General features: G+C 63.9%; 14 protein-coding genes. 4 read left to right on the forward strand and 10 right to left on the reverse strand.

Annotated elements, in window-relative coordinates; translation table 11 throughout:
* Positions 1-25 precede the first annotated feature (25 nt).
* The 5 genes from GGR40_RS15605 to GGR40_RS15625 all read right to left on the reverse strand — a co-directional run bounded on the left by GGR40_RS15605 (position 26) and on the right by GGR40_RS15625 (position 4,385).
* On the reverse strand, positions 26-190 hold the full coding sequence (locus GGR40_RS15605; protein WP_429277163.1) for a hypothetical protein: 165 nt from the start codon (positions 188-190) through the stop codon (positions 26-28).
* Positions 187-936, reverse strand: coding sequence for an AcvB/VirJ family lysyl-phosphatidylglycerol hydrolase (locus GGR40_RS15610; RefSeq protein WP_429277164.1), 750 nt, complete (start codon positions 934-936; stop codon positions 187-189). The genes GGR40_RS15605 and GGR40_RS15610 overlap by 4 nt, the downstream gene beginning before the upstream one ends.
* Positions 933-3,536, reverse strand: coding sequence for a bifunctional lysylphosphatidylglycerol flippase/synthetase MprF (gene mprF / locus GGR40_RS15615; protein ID WP_429277165.1), 2,604 nt, complete (start codon positions 3,534-3,536; stop codon positions 933-935). The genes GGR40_RS15610 and mprF overlap by 4 nt, the downstream gene beginning before the upstream one ends.
* A complete protein-coding gene (locus GGR40_RS15620) occupies positions 3,533-3,973 on the reverse strand; it encodes a DUF2147 domain-containing protein (protein WP_429277166.1) in 441 nt (146 codons plus the stop codon). The genes mprF and GGR40_RS15620 overlap by 4 nt, the downstream gene beginning before the upstream one ends.
* 73 nt (positions 3,974-4,046) lie before the next feature.
* On the reverse strand, positions 4,047-4,385 hold the full coding sequence (locus GGR40_RS15625; RefSeq protein WP_429277167.1) for a hypothetical protein: 339 nt from the start codon (positions 4,383-4,385) through the stop codon (positions 4,047-4,049).
* 189 nt (positions 4,386-4,574) lie between these two features.
* On the opposite strand from GGR40_RS15625, the gene GGR40_RS15630 reads away from it, so the two are divergent.
* Positions 4,575-5,261, forward strand: coding sequence for a winged helix-turn-helix domain-containing protein (locus GGR40_RS15630; RefSeq protein WP_429277168.1), 687 nt, complete (start codon positions 4,575-4,577; stop codon positions 5,259-5,261).
* Positions 5,262-5,265: 4 nt separating this feature from the next.
* Positions 5,266-6,630: a sensor histidine kinase gene (locus tag GGR40_RS15635; protein WP_429277169.1), complete on the forward strand. Its 1,365-nt coding sequence runs from the start codon at positions 5,266-5,268 to the stop codon at positions 6,628-6,630.
* 2 nt (positions 6,631-6,632) lie between these two features.
* Here GGR40_RS15635 and GGR40_RS15640 read toward each other — a convergent pair whose 3' ends face one another.
* Entirely contained in the window at positions 6,633-8,771 is a 2,139-nt protein-coding gene (locus GGR40_RS15640; protein ID WP_429277170.1) for a transglycosylase domain-containing protein, read from the reverse strand.
* A 73-nt stretch (positions 8,772-8,844) separates the two neighbouring features.
* Complete coding sequence (locus GGR40_RS15645) at positions 8,845-9,996, reverse strand: mechanosensitive ion channel family protein (RefSeq protein WP_429277171.1); 1,152 nt, start codon at positions 9,994-9,996, stop codon at positions 8,845-8,847.
* A 358-nt stretch (positions 9,997-10,354) separates the two neighbouring features.
* Between GGR40_RS15645 and GGR40_RS15650 the strand changes: the two genes are divergently transcribed.
* Positions 10,355-11,422, forward strand: coding sequence for a hypothetical protein (locus tag GGR40_RS15650; protein ID WP_429277172.1), 1,068 nt, complete (start codon positions 10,355-10,357; stop codon positions 11,420-11,422).
* A 239-nt stretch (positions 11,423-11,661) separates the two neighbouring features.
* Here the strand turns inward: GGR40_RS15650 and GGR40_RS15655 are convergent, their stop codons facing one another.
* The gene (locus GGR40_RS15655) at positions 11,662-12,642 is read right to left on the reverse strand and encodes a ParB/RepB/Spo0J family partition protein (RefSeq protein ID WP_429277173.1); all 981 of its coding nucleotides are present in this window, start codon (positions 12,640-12,642) and stop codon (positions 11,662-11,664) included.
* 171 nt (positions 12,643-12,813) lie between these two features.
* Positions 12,814-14,028 (reverse strand): AAA family ATPase, encoded by a 1,215-nt coding sequence (locus GGR40_RS15660; RefSeq protein WP_429277220.1) that lies wholly within the window; start codon positions 14,026-14,028, stop codon positions 12,814-12,816.
* A gap of 553 nt (positions 14,029-14,581) precedes the next feature.
* Here GGR40_RS15660 and GGR40_RS15665 point away from each other — a divergent pair.
* Complete coding sequence (locus GGR40_RS15665; protein ID WP_429277174.1) at positions 14,582-15,877, forward strand: replication protein RepA; 1,296 nt, start codon at positions 14,582-14,584, stop codon at positions 15,875-15,877.
* A 31-nt stretch (positions 15,878-15,908) separates the two neighbouring features.
* Here the strand turns inward: GGR40_RS15665 and GGR40_RS15670 are convergent, their stop codons facing one another.
* A complete protein-coding gene (locus GGR40_RS15670) occupies positions 15,909-16,799 on the reverse strand; it encodes a LysR substrate-binding domain-containing protein (protein WP_429277175.1) in 891 nt (296 codons plus the stop codon).
* Between the last annotated feature and the right edge of the window lie 23 nt (positions 16,800-16,822).

The following is a 16,822-nucleotide window of genomic DNA, read 5'->3' on the forward strand; positions in this document are numbered from 1 at the left end:
TCTTAACTTTTCGTCATGTTGACGATCAGCCCATCATGCCTGAGCGGAACCAGCGGCGCATGGCGGGCATTCGCCGCAGATCGCAGCCGCAGACCCGGCAGCGGCAGGTCTGGACGCCCGACGCATCGACCACGAACTTGCGCGCGGCGGAATGGCGTTCGTTGCGGCAATCGGCAAGGGTACCGTTCATGGCTTCAGACCTGTTTGCGGGGCGACGTCGTGCAGCGCTGCCAGGGTCGTGGCGATCAGGCGCCGCGCATCGTGATCGAGGTAATGGTCGCCGCTCAGGCCGATGACCCGGACGCGGGGATTGCCCGTCAGCGCGGGGCAGAGGCTGCCGTGCTCCTTCAGGCCGTAGATGCAGACCACCGGTGCCCAGTCGAGCCGCCGCATCTTTGCCAGAGGGCGGGCGTCGGGCGTGCCGAGGTATGCCAGACCGACCGGGTCGGCACGGAAATAGACGTCCTGCGCCGGCACTGTCAGGTCGATGGTGATGACATGCGCGCGCAAGTCGGCGGGCAGGTCAGGCGCGGCGGTGGCCAGAATGTCGGAGCCGTAGGACTGCGCCATCAGCACCACCTTCTGCGCCCGTGTGCTGGCCAGCGCCAGCCGTACCGCTCCGGCCACCACGGCATCGGCCTCTGCGCGCGTGCGGCGACCGGCGAAGACCACCGGAGTGGAGACGCCCACCACCGGTACCCCCTTGGCGGCGACCGCGCGGGCCACCTTGACGCCCATGCCGAAGCGAAAGCCCATGTCTCCCGAGAGGAACACCGCCGCCACGCGCGGATGCGGGTCGCGGGCGGGGAACATGACGACAGGCGCAGTGCCCAGCAGCCCCAGGCGGGGCGCACAAACCGCTGCCAGGGCCAATGTGGCTGTCAACAGCAACGCAAGAGCGATGCGGCTGCGAGTGAAAAAGGAGCGCGCCTTCATGCCGCCTGCTCCGCTTGCTCTGCCTGTCGCGGCAGGACGGCACGCCCTGTGGCCGCGCCGCTACCGCCGATCAGGCGCGAGATGTCGTGCAGGCCCTGCAGCAGGCCAATCCCGCTGGGTCCGGCAACGTAGCGCGGCTCCCAGCGCGGGGCGAACTTCTCCTTGTACCCGCGCAGCCCGCGAAAGCCGTAGAATCGCTCTCCATGGCGGAACACCAGCGCCGCCGCCTTGGCCCAGGCGGGGGCGAGGTGTCGTCCCTCGATGCCGGAAAGCGGCACCATGCCCAGCGTAAAGCGGCGATAGCCGCGTGCTCTGGCCCACAGGATCAGGTTGGTGAACAGGAAGTCCATGGTTCCGCGCGGCGCGTCGGAACGGTGGCGCATCAGATCCACCGAGCATTCGGAGCCGTCCTGCGTCCGCCACAGGTTGGCGAACGCGACGATGCGGTCCTCGACCATGACCAGCGCCATGTCGAAGTTGCACAGGTATTCCCGGTCGAATGCCCCCAGGCTGAAGCCCTTTTCGCGCTGGTTCTTGGCAGCCATCCATTCAGCGGAGATCGCCTCCAGTTCGTCCAGGATCACCGGGACCGCTGCTGCCGGCACCACCCGCAACCTGGCCCCTGCCCGCGCTGCCGTCCGCTCCGACTTGCGGATCGAGCGCAGTTGCGGCGTGTCCAGTTCGAACCCCGGCAGATCGACGACCGCCTCCTCGCCGTACTTGACGATCTGCAGGCCCATGCCAATTGCAAGGTCGAGCATGGCGGGCGAAATCTCGTAAAGAACCAGCCGCCCCTGGCGGCGGTGCGACAGATCGCGGATCTGCCACAGCAGTTCGCCCCAGGATTGTTCCGCGCCCACCGGATCACCCATGACAACCCAGCTGGTGCCCTTGATCTGGTACATCAGAAAGGCATCGCCCGCCGCCGAGATCAGGAACCGCTTGTCCCCGGTCAGTGCCAGCATCGCCTCCGTCCGCTGGCTGGCGGCAAGGATCGCGCGAATTGCCGGGTCTGTCTGCTGAGCGGTTCCGGTACCCCGCTCGACGCGAAGGGGTCCGGGCGCGAACAGCCGCCATATCGCAAAGCCCGCCAGCAGCACCGCACAGGCCAGTGCCGCGCGCAAGTACCGGGGCGCATCCGCCCGCAACGCGAACTTCCACCACAGATCGTCGGCGTAGGGAACGTGGCGATAGGCGAACAGTCCCGCCCACAGCGCCATTCCGGCGACGAGGGTGACAGCGGCAGCCCAGCCCACGGTCACCGGCGTTTCGGTCAGCGCGGTCCGGCGATAGAACGCGCTGCGCGTCATCTGCAGCAGCCCGGCCAGCGTCAGGCAGGCCAGCGCCTCCTCGTAGTCGATGCCCTTGGTCAGGGAAAAGAACGCCCCCGCCAGCAGCAGCAGCCGCGTGGCATGGAAGGCGCCATCCAGCCGGCGGTAAAGGCCCGGCGCCAGCAGCAGCAGCGCGGTGCCGACCAGACTGGCGGCGATGTGGCTGGCCTCTATGAAGGGCAGTGGCAGCACGTCGGCCAGCAGGCCCATGCGGGCGTGGATAGCGGGCAGTGAACCCGACAGCAGCAGCATTCCGCCGCCCAGCAGCGTCGCACTGGCCAGCACCAGCGGCGACAACCCGATGGCGACGCTGTGCATGCCGCCGACGATCCGGGTCATGCGGGTGCTGCGCGCCCCTTCGCGCCATGCCAGCAGCAGTGCGGCCAAGGCCAGCGGCAGCAGGTAATAGACCAGCCGATAGGCGATGAGCCCGGCGAACAGCTGCGTCCGGTCCCCCGGCGCGACCGCCAGCACCACCGCCTCGAACACGCCCAGCCCGCCCGGCACATGCGCCACCAGCGCAACCACGATCCCCAGCGCGTAGGCCAGCACGAAGATCGGCAGCTGGCTCGGCTCGGCACCGGGCAGCAGCACGAACAGGGCAGCAGCGGCACAGGTGATGTCGATGACGCCGACGCCCAGCTGTGCCGCGATCCCTGCAGCCGAGGGCAGCGGCAGGCGCATGCCCGGCAGGGCCAGACGCTTTTCGCGCACCGCTACCACCGCCACACCGCCCAGTAGAGCCAGCACCGCCCCGCCGGTCAGGTGCGTCGCCAGCGGCTCCAGCACGACCATGTGGAGGTCAAGATCGCCGCGGTGGACGATCATCGCCGCGCCCGCCACCGCCAGCACGCCCGCCCAGAAGTTTCCAGCCGCCAGCATCACCACTTTGGCAACATCCGGCCCGTCCAGCCCGGCGCCCACATAGATGCGGTAGCGTGCAGAGCCGCCGGTCAGCAGCGAAAGCCCCAGGTTGTGGCTCAGGGTATAGCTGGCGAACGACGCCAGAGCGGCGGTCCGCCACGGTAGCGGTCGATCGATCGTGCGCAGCGCCAGCACGTCATAGAACGTAAGCGCCAGATAGCTGGCTGCCGTCAACAGCAGGCTCAGCGCGACCCGGCCCGGCTCAAGCGCATGGAAGGCCGCGCGCACCTGGGAATAGCGCATCTGATGGGTCAGGGTGTCTAGCGCGGTGAAGGCCAGCACGATCATGACCAGCACGGCGGCGATCTCGATCGCGCGGCGATGCCGCTGCAACAGCGCGATCATGCCGGCACCTGCGCGATGCGCGTCCACACCTGCGATCGGCACAGCCAGCCGCCAAGCAGGCAGCCGCTGACTTTCAAGCGCGCGGGCGAAAGCGTCTCGATCCGCGAATCGAACCGTCGGCCCATGTCGGGGACGTAGACGGTGCCGCGCCATGCGCCGCTGCCTGCGGGGCGATAGTCCTGCAGCAGTTCGATGCCGACGAGCGAGCCGATGCCGCTGTCCTGCGCATCGGCCTTCGCCTTGGCACTGGCCCAGACGATGTGCCCGCACAAGCCCTGCCCTGCCTGCACTGCGCAAGGCGCGGTACGCACCGCCACGCTGCCTGACGGGTTGAGCCATACGCCTTCCGCAGGAGAGGCGGCGGGAATGGCCCCGGCCTGCACCGGGGCTGCCAGTGCGGCAAGAAGCGGAAGGACAATGGTTGTTCGGTACGACATGATGCCACTTTTGCCCGATGCCGGATTGCGGGACGCTCGCCGCTACATGAACAATCGGCAATCTGCGGCGGGATCAGCTGCCCAGCGAATACGTGATGACGAAGCACGCAACTGTCAGCAGCGCCATGGCCAGGATGAAGGCTTTGTCCGCTACCTGCTCGAGTCCACGCAGCCGCACGGAAGATTGCACCCTCAGCGCGAAATACGAAGTCAGCGTCGCCAACAGGAACAGCAGCGCATCGACCGACAACAGGTCGTCGGCGATGGTCGTGTCCCCGCGCACTGATGCGGCAACGCGCAGCAGGCCGATGCCCGTCATGCACACGCCCACCATCGCCGAGGCGATTGGACAGATCAGCCGGCAGGTGCGCGCATCAAGCCCGGCGGGATCGGCTGCTTTGTCGGGTTCCATGGGTTGTGCCTTGTGATGTAAGGCGAAGCGGATACGATGCCCCATGCCTTCCGCCGCTGGAGGAAAGATGAGCAAAAGTTAATTCGTCCCTCATCGGCCGGATGGGCCTGGCGCTCTATCGGTATGGAAGGATCGACGGCCTGCATTCGCGCAGTCCGCACCGCACAGCCTTGATCGGGAACGCGCGCGTTGAGCCAGAAGATACTGCTAGTGGAAGACGATGCATCGACAGCCGAATTCATCGCCAAGGGGCTGGACGAGGCCGGCTTCGTCGTCGATCGCGCCGAAAACGGGCGCGATGGGCTGTTCCTGGCTACTGACGGGGGATATGCCTGCGTCGTGCTGGACCGCATGTTGCCGGGCCTTGACGGCATGGCGGTATTGGCCGCCCTGCGCGGCGCAGGGCTGGAAACGCCGGTCATCATCCTTTCCGCGCTTGGTTCCCCCGAAGACCGGATCAGGGGGCTGACCAACGGCTGCGACGATTATCTGGTCAAGCCGTTCGCCTTTGCCGAACTGCTGGCCCGGATCAGGCTGCTCATCCGGCGGGGGACTACGACGTCCGCACCCGACACCGTGTTGACCTGCGACGATCTGGAGATGGACCTGCTGGCCCGCCGCGTGCGCCGGGGGAACCGGATCATCGAACTGCAGCCACGCGAATTTCGCCTGCTGGAATTCCTGCTGCGCCATGTCGATCAGGTGGTGACGCGAACGATGCTGCTGGAAGGCGTTTGGGACTACCATTTCGACCCTGGCACCAACGTGGTCGACGTCCACCTCAGCCGTCTGCGCAAGAAGGTCGACGAAGGCGAGCCGCGTCGTCTGCTGCATACCGTGCGCGGGGCCGGGTATCGGATCGGCGCGGAGGCCTGACGCGGTGGTGCGCCGATCCACCACCTTTCGGCTGGCAGCGCTGGTCTTTCTTTTCCAGATCGTCGCCGCCGCGATCCTGCTGCTTGGGCCAGCGCTGCTGCTGCGTTCGCAAAGCCGCACCAATGCCGTCGCCGTAGCGGAGGCAGTGCGCGACGACCTGCTGGCGACATACGGCAATGGCAATTACGCCGCGCTTGCGGGCGCCGTCCATTTTCGCATCGCACGCCGGGCCGAAAGGACGAACGTGCTGCTTCTGGCACGAGCGGACGGTACGCCGGTAGCCGGCAACATCGACCGCCTGCCGCAAGGGCTTACCCTCGGCGGACCTTATACGCTGGAAAACCTTACGCGTAGCGGCCATTCGGTGCCGGAAGCCATGCTGGTCCAGGCGGTGCGGCTGGCCGACGGCTCGGTTCTCGTCACCGGCACCGTTGTCGAGACGGAGCGGCAGATCATGGCCCTGCTGGAGCGCACATCGATGATCGCGCTCGGCCTATCGGTGGTGTTCGCGGCCTTCGCGGCGTTTCTCGCCACGCGCCTGATCCTCAACCGCCTGCAGGCGAGCGTCGCCACGTTGCGCGATGTCCGCGAAGGCCGGTTGTCTCGCCGCGTCCCTGCCGACGACACAGGCGACGCCTTTGCGCGGTTGGGAAGCGAGGTGAACCAGGCGCTGGACCGGATGGCCGCCCTCAACCACGAGCTGAAGATCGCCACCGACGCACTGGCGCACGATCTGAAATCCCCCCTCACCCGCATGCGCGCAGCGCTGGATCGGGCGGCGCAGGCGGTGGCAGACCCGCAGGCGCAGTCGTTCGTCGATCAGGCCCTGACCGAAAGCGAGCGGCTGATGGCCATCGTGGAGACGGCACTCTCCATCACGCGGGCAGAAGCAGGCATGGGCCGCGAGAGCTTCGCCGACAGCGATCTGTCCGAACTGCTGGCGACAGTGGCGGAAATCTATGAGCCACTGGCGGAGGATCATGGCCGCGCGATCGTCGTCAAAGCCCCCCCTGCCCTGCATCTGCGGGTGCACCGCCAGCTGCTTGATCAGGCGCTGGGCAACCTCATCGATAATACGCTGAAGTATGGGGCCGGTACCATTACCCTCTCGCTCGAACCCAAAGCGCAAGGTGCCACCATCATCGTTGCCGACGAAGGCCCTGGCATTGAGGCAGAACGCCGTGAGCAGGCGCTGCGCCGGTTCAGCCGTCTGGACGAAGCGCGCGGCGGCTGGGGCGCAGGGCTTGGCCTGTCGCTGGTGCAGGCGGTGGCGCACCTGCACGGCGGCACGGTGGAACTTGAGGACGCTGCACCCGGTCTTGCCGTGCGGGTGCGGCTACTGGCCCCGCCAATCCCCGAGCCGGGCTGAGGTCAGGGCGCCGAGTCATCGTCCGGCGGGACCGATGATCTCGGTGCGGTTTGAGCTGCGGCGCCGCTTGGCTGAACATGCAGCCCCTGCCCGTCCAGCGTCAGATCAAGCGGCACCCCGTCGACCTTCGTGCTGAGCACGGCCTGCCCGTTCTCTATACGAATCCGGTTGTCGTCCCCAACCGGAATGTCGCCAAGGTCGGGCACGTCCAGCGGCTGCACCGGGCCATCGGGATCGACTGCACGCGGTGCGGCGGGCAATGCCTTCTCGCCCAGGGCCTGCCGCATGAAGTCGCGCCAGATCCGTGCGGGCACGGTGCCGCCGGACACCCCGTTCAACGGCGTATTGTCGTCCCGCCCCACCCAGACGCCGACGACAAGGTCACCCGAATAGCCCACGAACAGCGCATCGCGGTTCTCCTGGCTAGTGCCGGTCTTGCCGAAGTTGGGCGCGCGCAGCATGGCCGCGCGCCCGGTGCCGCGATTGACAGTGGCACGCAGCATCTCTTCCATCGCTTCGTGGTTGCGCGTCGACAGCGAGCGTTTGCCGTCCAGAAGCCAGTCGAACCATCCTGCTTCCGGCGCGGGGAAAGCGCGCGGTGCCACCGGGAAGCTGTTAGCGGCTACCCCTGCATAAGCCGCCGTCAGTTCCATCAGCGACATGCTCGCCGTGCCCAGCGCCAGACTGGGGTCGCCGGTCGGCAGCGGTGAGCTTACACCCAGTTGCCGCGCCGTTTCGATCACCGCTTCGTCGCCGACCTGCTGGAACAACCGGACTGCGGCAACATTGCTGGACCGGGCGAAAGCGTCCTCCAGCGTGATCGTGGGCGAGTAGCGGCCCCCGGCATTCTGGGGCCGGTACGTGCCCGTCTCGATCGGCGTGTTGGCGATGGTGTCCTGCGGCGTCATCCCCGACTTGAGCGCAGCCAGATAGACGAACAGCTTGAAGGTCGAACCGGGCTGGCGCCGTGCCTGCGTGGCGCGGTTGAACGGGCTTTGCGTGTAATCGCGCCCCCCCACCATCGCCACGACCTCGCCGTTGCGGCGCATAGCCACCAGCGCCACCTGTGTGCCCGGCGGCACCTGCCGGGTGGCCCGGTGCGCGGCGGCCTGCAGACGAGAATCGAGCGTGGTGCGATACGTCTGCCCGGCGTAGCCCGCCGCCTCGATCTGACGTGCCTGCGGCAGCGCCCAGTCCGCGAAGTATGTCCCCGTCGGCAATTCCGACCGGTTGCGCACGTCCAGCCTGGGCGTTGCCACGGCCCTGGCATCCTGCGCCGTCAGGTAACCGGCGTCCGCCATCGCACCCAGAACCACCTGCATGCGTTTTTGCGAAAGCGCAAAGTTGTTGGTAGGTGCCAACCGCGAAGGCGCCTTCATCAAACCCGCCAGCAAGGCAGACTGTCCCACGGTCAGCTTCTCCGGCTGACGGTGGAAATAGTGCATCGACGCAGCGCGGATGCCGTATGTGTTATCGCCGAAGTAGGCGTTGGAAAGGTAGCGCTCCAGAATTTGGTCCTTGGTCAGCCACGCCTCCAGCCAGAATGCGATCAGCATCTCGCGGCCCTTGCGCGTCAGGCTGCGTTCCGAACTGAGGAAAGTGAACTTGGCCAGCTGCTGGGTGATGGTTGAGCCGCCCTGTGTGCTGCCGCCAGTAAGGTTGCTCAAGGCGGCCCGCGCGATGCCGCGCGGGTCGATGCCCCAGTGCGAATAGAACCGTCGGTCCTCAATGGCCAGAAACGCCTCGACGACGTGCGGCGGCAGATCGGCGACCTTCACGGGCCGATCGGTAAGCGCACCGTTGCGGGCAATGGGCGTACCGTCCGCTGCCAACAGGGTGATTTCAGGCGGCGCCATCGGCTGCAGCGACTTCGACAGCGGCGCGGTCACCGCGAGATAGCCCACCGTCAGGACGAGCAACGCGAGCAGCCAGGCCAGACTGCGACCGATCCGCTGCTTCCATGTCCAGCGATGCCAGGGCAGGCTGCGCCATAGCCACGCGCATATCCTCCCCAACAGACGGCCCAGCCATCGAAAAAACCCCCGACCACCGGTCACGGGGGTTTCGATCAGCACGTTGTCGAGTTCGGGTTCGCCGGGGTCGGCGGATACGTGGCGGGACAGCTCCATTGCCGCCTGCATCTACCCGATTCGTCGAAGAAACACATCAAGGCAATCGACGAATGCCGTTCAAAGGCCGCCCCCCGTCGCTGCGTCAGTGTCCAGTCGGGTAAGGCATGACCAGCTTACCATCGGGCGCCGCCGTGAAGGTCGTCTGCGTCGGATAGGGGATGGAGATACCTTCCTGAGCGAACCGCCGCATGATCGATGCGACCAGACGGTCGCGCAAGGGATGCGCGATGCCCCAGTCGTTGCCCGGCACGTCCACCAGCAGCGCGAAGTCGAGCGAGCTGGCGTTGAACGTCTCGAACCCCGCGCGGGCTGCCTTGCCGCCTTCAGCCTCGACCAGTTCCTTGAGAATGCCGGGAATGCGCTCCAGCGTTTCGGGCGGGGTTTCATATGCGACGCCGATGGTGAATGGCAGCCGGATATGATCGCGCCCGCTGACATTCAGGATTTCCTTGTCCAGCAGGTTCTTGTTGGCGATGATCCGCAGTTCCCCGGTATAGGCACGGATGCGCGTGGATTTCAGGCCGATTGCCTCGATCACGCCTGAACTGGTGCCGAAGCTGATCTGGTCGCCCTTGGAAAACGGCCGGTCGAAGATGATCGCCAGTGCTGCGAACAGGTCGGCGAAAATGCCCTGCGCGGCTAGGCCGATGGCAATGCCGCCGACACCAAGGCCCGCGACCAGACCCGTGACGTTCACGCCCAGGTTGTCCAGCAGCACCACCGCCGCAACCGCAAAGACCACGACGCTCACGAGAAGGCGGATCAGGCCCATCGCGTTGATGATCGCTTCGCCCTTGAAGTGCTCGGCTGAAGTACGGTGCTCGATAGCGCCCAGAATGAATTCGCGAGCCCAGATGGCCCCCTGCATCACTGCGGCCAGCGTGAAGAAGAACGTCACCAGCCGGTCTAGCATGGGCGGCGTTTGCGCGTAACCGTCCACCGCCCGGATCGCGACCATGATGATGAAGTAGTTCGTGGTTTTGGTCACCACCCTGCCCAGGATGGTCAGCCAGTCACGCCGCGTCCCATCGTTCCGGCACAGGCGCGCGCCAAGCCGGCGCAAAGCATAAAGACCGGTAACAATGGCCGTTGCGATCGCAATCGCGATGATGATCTGCAGCCAGTACGTCTGGAACCACAGTACCGTGGAGTTCGCAAGGTCACGTAGCTGAGTCGCGGCGTCGATCGGGGCGCGTGGTGGCGCGGCGGCGGGAATAGTCTTGCTTGCGCTCATCGCGTGGTTGTCATCCTGCGTCGAAGGGCCAGCAGCGAAGCAGATCCGTCATGCCGACCGATGAAGTTTGCCCAAGGCGCGCGGCGGCGCGCCAAAGGGCATAGTCGCGGAATTATGCAATCAACCTGCCTGAAAATTGTTCCCGCTCGCTTCGTATGGCAGTTAGCCACTGTTGCGCATTCGCAATTCCGCTTAGGGGTTGGCGGTCTAATGGACGATATGCTCGACTGGACCGTGAGTGAGACCAGTTACGATTCCACCTCTCAAACCAATTCCAGCGTCGTGCGTACCAGCAGATGTATAGCTAAACGCTTTTAGATACTCCACATCTCGGTAAGCAGTTGTTATGGAACGGTTTATGTCGCAGACTGCACTTCCGGAAAAGGCCGGGCATCATGACGCAGCCTTGCTTGTGCTGGGTCGACTTGATGGTGCCCTTCGCTGCGGTCTGGATAACGCCGCGCCGATTTTCGCAGCATGGACCTTAAGGCAGATGCTGGTGGGTGCCCTGCGCCGGGAAGGGCATGAATTTACCGACATGCGCTTTCATGCGTGGTTTGCTGGCCTTGCTACGTTGTCCGACTTGCCACCACGAAACGCACGCGCGCCCCGCGCCATGTGCGGCGCGATCCTGGTGGAGATGGCTCATAGTGCGTGGCCTGCGCTGGCGGACGCTGCACGGCGCCTGCGTACAGCGTTGCTCGCTCCGCTCGATCATGGAGGCGAAGATGCGCACCGCAACGCTCTAGCCATCGTCTCGGCCGCCCGGACGCTTGTGGCCCAGTGCCAATCGGATCGGAGTTCATCGGTCCTGGAGACGCTGGACCGGCTCTATACCTTGATCGGCGAGAGCATCGACCTGGCACCGACAGAGCCCTCGCCTGCCTCCTCTACTATCCAGCCCGCTCCGGCACCGCTGTGGGCGGTAGACATGCTTTTCGCAGAAGCTCTGCACCAGCAAGGTGCGTTGTGCCTGCCGATGCCGATGCCGATGCTGGTGCGGTGGGATGCGGCACCGAGTGCGCGGGCAGATGCACTGGCCGATGTCGGGCAGGCCCTGTTCGACGGGCTAATCGACGCACGGCAACGACACCGTCAGTGTGCGATCGCGTTCCAAGGGCGCAGCACGTCTCGCGCCCCTGAATTGTTCGCGCTGCTGGCCGGGTTCGGGCCCCTACGCTCGGTTCAGATCGAAACCATGCTCGGCGCCTCTCGTTTGGGCGTGCGCGGGATGATCGCATCGTTGGCAAACGCAGGACTTGTGGGACGAACCAAGGTCGGTGGAGCGATCCTTTTCAACGCCGTCGCTGCCGGATCGAACGTGTGCGAGCGCCCATCAACGTCAAGTTCACCCGCCTTTTCGTCCGCTGCACTTGATGAATATGAAGCATCTTTATCCGCCATAGACCGCCTGCTCGATTTATAGGCTAGACTGCGATGCGACCAAGGATCGTCCTTTCACTGCATTTGCGGAATGGAGGGCTGAGAAAAGGATCCCGGAAACGCCCCCTCCAGCGCCAATAAGGTCACCTTGTGACCTTGAGTGCCCAAGAAGGCGATTGACGCTCTCTGCGGCCCTGACGCGACTTTAGCGTCTCAGGCGTATGAAAACGATGGAATCGGCAGTCGCCCTTCTTTCCCAAAAAGGAGCGACCGCGCTTGAGGTCAGTCCGTCAGGAGCTTGCGCACGGCTTCAAGTATTTCGTCTACCGTCGCACCCGACCGCTGTACGACCTTGAAACTTAGACCGCTACGAGGCGAACGCGTGTAGCGTAACATCGGCTTGCCGTTCCCGGCATTGACGATAAGTTCGCCCGCACTGCTGCCCTTGGGCTTTGACACGGTTGCGGCAACGAGACGCTTGGCCACTTCCGGGCCGGAAAGACGAACCCCCAAATCATCTCTCTGCGAAACGATCCCCCTCCCCTCACCCACCATCAACGCCAACGCGCGCGGATCGCCTGACAGCGGCTTCAGGTCGCGGGCCACGCGCACAGTGATGTCATGAGTGTCGGCAAAGATCGCCACGATGTCGTTGGGCAGACGCGCCACGTCTAGCAGGCGGCTAAGCCATGACCGGGAAATCTTCAGGTGCTCCGCCATTTCGCTTTGCGACCCGTCGTAGAACTCATCAAGCGCGCGCAGATACTCGTTAGCGCGCTCCCAATCGGAGATGTCCTTGCGCGATCGGTTCTCAATGTCGGAGACCCGGAACGCCTCCTCATCCGACACATGCTGAATTGTGACGAGGTATTCGTACTCGGGGTAATGATGGTCGCGCAGCCACTGCACCGTCCACCAGCGGCGAACGCCGGCGATGATCTCGAAGTCATAATCCGGGTCATTCTGCAGGCGGCGAACGATCGCCGGAATACGCTGCTTCTTCGCTGACAGGAATGCATCGATCAGGTCGCGACACGTCTCTTCGTTCAGGTGATCCAGATCGCGATTGTGCAGGCGCCAGGGGCGGCACCTTTTGGGGTCGACCCACTCAGTCCGATCCGTGACGACCTTGCCCGAAGCGAGCCTCGCCAAAGTCTGGCTGCGGCTAGCCATGATGCTTTCAGACGGCGCGGAGGTGTCGAGCTCCTCGCTATCCAAGCCCTCGGTCAGGCTGCTTCCAAAGCCGCGATTACCCTTGCTCATTTCCCGATATCCTTTCGCCCGAAAGCCGCTCTACCCGCTGTTGCCACGTGGCAACCATGGTCGATGCAAGCGCCCGCCGGGCATTTCGTACGTACGTTCGCAACGCAGACTGAATTCGCGTTACATCTTGATCAAAAACGATTCTCATGTCCGTTGCCACGTGGCAACGCTTCAATCCAAGTCCTTCGATCGGCTGTCCCACGACCTCAGCACGTCCTGCTCAATGTCGTGACAGACATCGTTGAGAAAGCGGACGCAGCGGTTGTGGACCTCATGGGAAGTGACCGGGCGATCCAGTTCGTAAACGGTCTTCATGCGGGAGCTGGCATTGTCGATTTCCGCACTCACCTTAAGCACTGACCCTATCATCGAGCCGCCGAAGACCTGCCGCATCATGGACAGAATTTCTCGATGCATCGATTTGCTATCGTCCACCCTGCTGGCGACCAAACGAATGAAATTGTACGCCGGCTTTAATCGGCCGCCCAGCTGTTCAAGCTGCTTCATCGTCGTCCGCGCCATGTCGATGAAGGAGACGGTGGAGGCGAAATCGATCACGCTGGGCGGTGCCGGAATGACCATCGCATTCGCCGCCTGAAGCACCGCCATCGACACCATGCCGAGGGCCGGCGGAGGGTCCATGATGACGATATCGTAATCGTCGACCACTTCGTCGATTGCCTGGGCGATGATGTCGATGATGTCGAAGCTCTGGTTCTGCGCAAGATAACCGGCGATCTCATACTCCAGATTGTAGAGCTTGAGATTGGCAGGGATCAGATCGAGCCCGAAGAAGTGAGTCTTGCGGATGATGGAACGCACACCCAGCAGTTCCGGGTTGTGGAAGTGTCCATAAAGCGTGTCGTCCTCTCCGAGGTCGACATCGGGGCGGTAACCGAACATCATCGTCGAACTGGCCTGGCTGTCGCAGTCGATGAACAGCACCCGGTAGCCGCGGATCGCGAAATGCTGTGCAAGGTGCAGCGCCAAGGTGGATTTGCCGACGCCGCCCTTGAAATTGGAAACTGAGATGATCGCCGGAGTATCGTCAGGCGCCCGCCAGGGACGGGTGCCGAAGACGGCGCGCATATGATCGAGTTCTTCCAGGCTATATTGAACCCGGTGGCCCGACGCAGTGCGGTCGCGTTCCGGCAGGCGCCCGTCGCGTTCCGCCTCGCGAATCGCAGAAGCGGTGCGCCCTACCAGCGACGCCGCCTTTGATATCGCGAAGGACGGGCCAACCTTGTGGCCGGTCTCGGGATCAAGGGCCCCGTCGCGAATACGCTTGAGGATGGTAAGCGCCTTGCGATGAAGAAGCCCCAGGCTATCGTCGAGCAGTTCTTCGCCATTTGCGTCTGCGGAAGGTTCGCGAGGATGAGTGGCCATATCTACCGTCTTGTGGGTTTGAGCCACCACGATACCCGCGTTGGAAGTTTCGAGCAACGATCGTCCATCAGTCTTACAAAATGGCCGATGATCTCCGAGCCGATTCGCGAGCAGGCCATGATCAGACTGGTGCGCTGCACGAAGATGACCGATGATCTCGGTGCCAAATGTCGCCGAACCAAGCTCGCGGGCCGGGGCCAGTGGCGGTTTTCCACAAGCGGGCGGCGTTGGAAAAGGCTTCACAGATGATCTCGGTGCCGACCGATGAATGCGGTGCATTATGCCGATGATCTCGGAGCCGAAAGCACCGATGATCTCGGAGCGCGTACCTATTACAAGAATCCCTAATCAAAATCCGATTCGCGAATCGGTTGAAATTGAAAAAGCTATGAAATTTCCGTGCTCGCCGCATGGCGCACCGAGATCATCGGTCCGATTGTAGGTTTCAACCACTCAAACCCGTCGAAACTGCCAATGGACTTGCCAAAGGGCGCGGAACCTGTTGTCTAAATGGGACGGAAGCGCTTCCCGATTCGGAGCAGGTCAGGGCGAAATGAACGGGGATAGTATCAAACCGATCGGACATCAGTACGCACTCGCCATGCTTGATGGAGGAGAAGCGCGGGTCCGGTCGCTGGCTCGGGAAGCAGGCACGCAGATCACCATGGACGCTTTTCTGCGCGTCCATGATGAGGAGCCGGTACCGGCATTCCTGCACTCTGCCCTGTGTGCCATGTCGCTGCCGACCAAGCGGCCCAAGGACGAGACGCAGCCGATCCTGCGTGAAGACGGCAAGTATGCGCTGGCGATCAATCCGCGCCCAGTCCTTCAGACCGTGGATGGCAAGCCCGTCCTGCGCAGCCTGGGTGTGCCTTATGGCGCCTATCCCCGCGTCGCGTTGATCTATCTGCTGTCTCAGGCAGTGACCAAGCGATCGCGGGACGTCTACCTTGGGCGGAACTTCACCGAATGGATGCGGCGCCTAGGTTATCAGACGGTGTCCTACGGGCCTCGCGGCACGGCGAACAGGATGCGCGAGCAGGTCGACCGCCTGCTGGCCTGCGAATGGCAGATCCGCTGGGATGGTACGGATGCGGGCGACAACGCCTTTGCCGTGCGCGACGTCAAGATCTCCAACGAATACGCCGGATCGCTGGAAAAGAACGGGGCTTTTGCGCGCGAAATTCGCATGTCCGAGGGTTTCTATGCGCACCTGATCGACCACGCAGTGCCGCTCAACGAAGTCGCGATTCGCGAACTCAAGGGCACACCCACTGCGCTCGATCTTTACACCTATCTGGCCTACCGCCTGCCACGCATCGTCAGCGACAAGGGGCAGACGATCTCGTGGGACCAGCTGGCGCGGCATCTGGGCAACGACGCCGACAGCAAGCGTTTTCGCCAGACCGTGCGGGAGACTATGCAGCTGGTGTCGGCGGTCTATCCCAATGCCAACGTCGATCTGTCGGGGCGCAAGGTGGTGCTTCATCCGTCGCCGGCGCCGCTTGAGCGCAAGTTGGTAGGAGCGCATCTTCGCTTGCTGGGGGCGCCGGTCGCGGAAAAGGCACCGAGATCATCGGTGCTTCCCAAGCCTGCTAAAACCGATGAGGAAGAGGCCCCACTGCTGGCATTCCCCAGTGGCAGCATGAGTTTTGGCGACCGCGAAGCGGCATTTCGCAAGATCGGTCTGGAGAAGGGCCATCCCTGGGCGGTGGACCAGATGGCCGATGCATTCCGCGCAGGGTTCCCCGGTATTGCGCGCCGTCGCAAGGAAACCGAATGGCTGCGCGTCTGGGATGCCTTCGTGGTCAGTTATGCCCGTCGGCGGAGCAATACCGAAGGCGAGTGACCGATGATCTCGGTGCCGTTGCGGCCTGACATCAGGCGTTGTGCAGCTCAACCAGCTTACGGAAATTGCGCGTTGCCGGCGAGGCTTCCTGGCGCAGCAGCATCACCAGATGGCTGGAGAACGGCATTTCGATGGGGCGGAACACCAGCGTGTCGACATTCATCCGCGCAAGCGAGCGGGACAGGATGGTGATGCCGAGGCCCGCGGCGGTCAGCCCCACCAAGGTTCCGAAACTGCCTGCCTCCAACGCCACTTGGGGGCGGAACCCCAGCCGGGCGCAGTGATCGGCAAGGATTTCGTTGAAGCCCGCCCCGTTCATCGAACCGAACAGAACCAGTTGCTCGTCGCGAATGTCGGACAGCGAAAGAGGGCGTCCAGCAGCAGCAAGGCTGTGGTCGTGTCGCATGGCGACCATCATGCCCTCGCACTGCAAGGCCACGGCCTCCAGACGAGGAGGCAGGATCAGCGGTGAAAAGGCGCGCAGGATGCCGATGTCGATGGTGCCGCGTTCCACTCCGGCCAGTTGCTCTTCTGCGGGCAATTCGTTGAGTTCGATGCCCACGGCTGGGTAGTCCACGCGGAACCGCGCCAGTGCATCGACGACATAAGGCGTAAAGGGCACGGACGGGGAAAAACCTAGGCTTAGCCGCCCGACTTCGCCCGCTTGGGCCAGTCGCGCTATCCGGGCTGCCCGGTCCGCCTGCGCCAGTGTTTCGCGCGCCTGGGGGAGAAAGTGGACACCCGCTTCGGTCAGCCGGACGCTGCGGCTGGTGCGCTCGAACAGGGGAACGGAGAGCTGTTCTTCAAGCGCGCGGATCTGCTGGCTGAGCGGCGGCTGCGAAATGCCAAGCCGCTGCGCCGCATTTCCGAAATGCAGCTCTTCGGCGACGCACACGAAATAGCGCAAATGCCTCAGTTCCAAAATTTGCTCCGATCAATATGCAC

The organism is Novosphingobium gossypii (genome assembly GCF_050433305.1).
Lineage (GTDB): Bacteria > Pseudomonadota > Alphaproteobacteria > Sphingomonadales > Sphingomonadaceae > Novosphingobium > Novosphingobium gossypii.

Excerpts from the sequence above, each read along its gene's own strand:
- GGR40_RS15605 (WP_429277163.1), bottom strand. The coding sequence starts at position 190 with ATGAACGGTACCCTTGCCGATTGCCGCAACGAACGCCATTCCGCCGCG.
- GGR40_RS15610 (WP_429277164.1), bottom strand. The coding sequence starts at position 936 with ATGAAGGCGCGCTCCTTTTTCACTCGCAGCCGCATCGCTCTTGCGTTG.
- mprF (WP_429277165.1), bottom strand. The coding sequence starts at position 3,536 with ATGATCGCGCTGTTGCAGCGGCATCGCCGCGCGATCGAGATCGCCGCC.
- GGR40_RS15620 (WP_429277166.1), bottom strand. The coding sequence starts at position 3,973 with ATGTCGTACCGAACAACCATTGTCCTTCCGCTTCTTGCCGCACTGGCA.
- GGR40_RS15625 (WP_429277167.1), bottom strand. The coding sequence starts at position 4,385 with ATGGAACCCGACAAAGCAGCCGATCCCGCCGGGCTTGATGCGCGCACC.
- GGR40_RS15640 (WP_429277170.1), bottom strand. The coding sequence starts at position 8,771 with ATGCAGGCGGCAATGGAGCTGTCCCGCCACGTATCCGCCGACCCCGGC.
- GGR40_RS15645 (WP_429277171.1), bottom strand. The coding sequence starts at position 9,996 with ATGAGCGCAAGCAAGACTATTCCCGCCGCCGCGCCACCACGCGCCCCG.
- GGR40_RS15650 (WP_429277172.1), top strand. The coding sequence starts at position 10,355 with ATGTCGCAGACTGCACTTCCGGAAAAGGCCGGGCATCATGACGCAGCC.
- GGR40_RS15655 (WP_429277173.1), bottom strand. The coding sequence starts at position 12,642 with ATGAGCAAGGGTAATCGCGGCTTTGGAAGCAGCCTGACCGAGGGCTTG.
- GGR40_RS15660 (WP_429277220.1), bottom strand. The coding sequence starts at position 14,028 with ATGGCCACTCATCCTCGCGAACCTTCCGCAGACGCAAATGGCGAAGAA.
- GGR40_RS15665 (WP_429277174.1), top strand. The coding sequence starts at position 14,582 with ATGAACGGGGATAGTATCAAACCGATCGGACATCAGTACGCACTCGCC.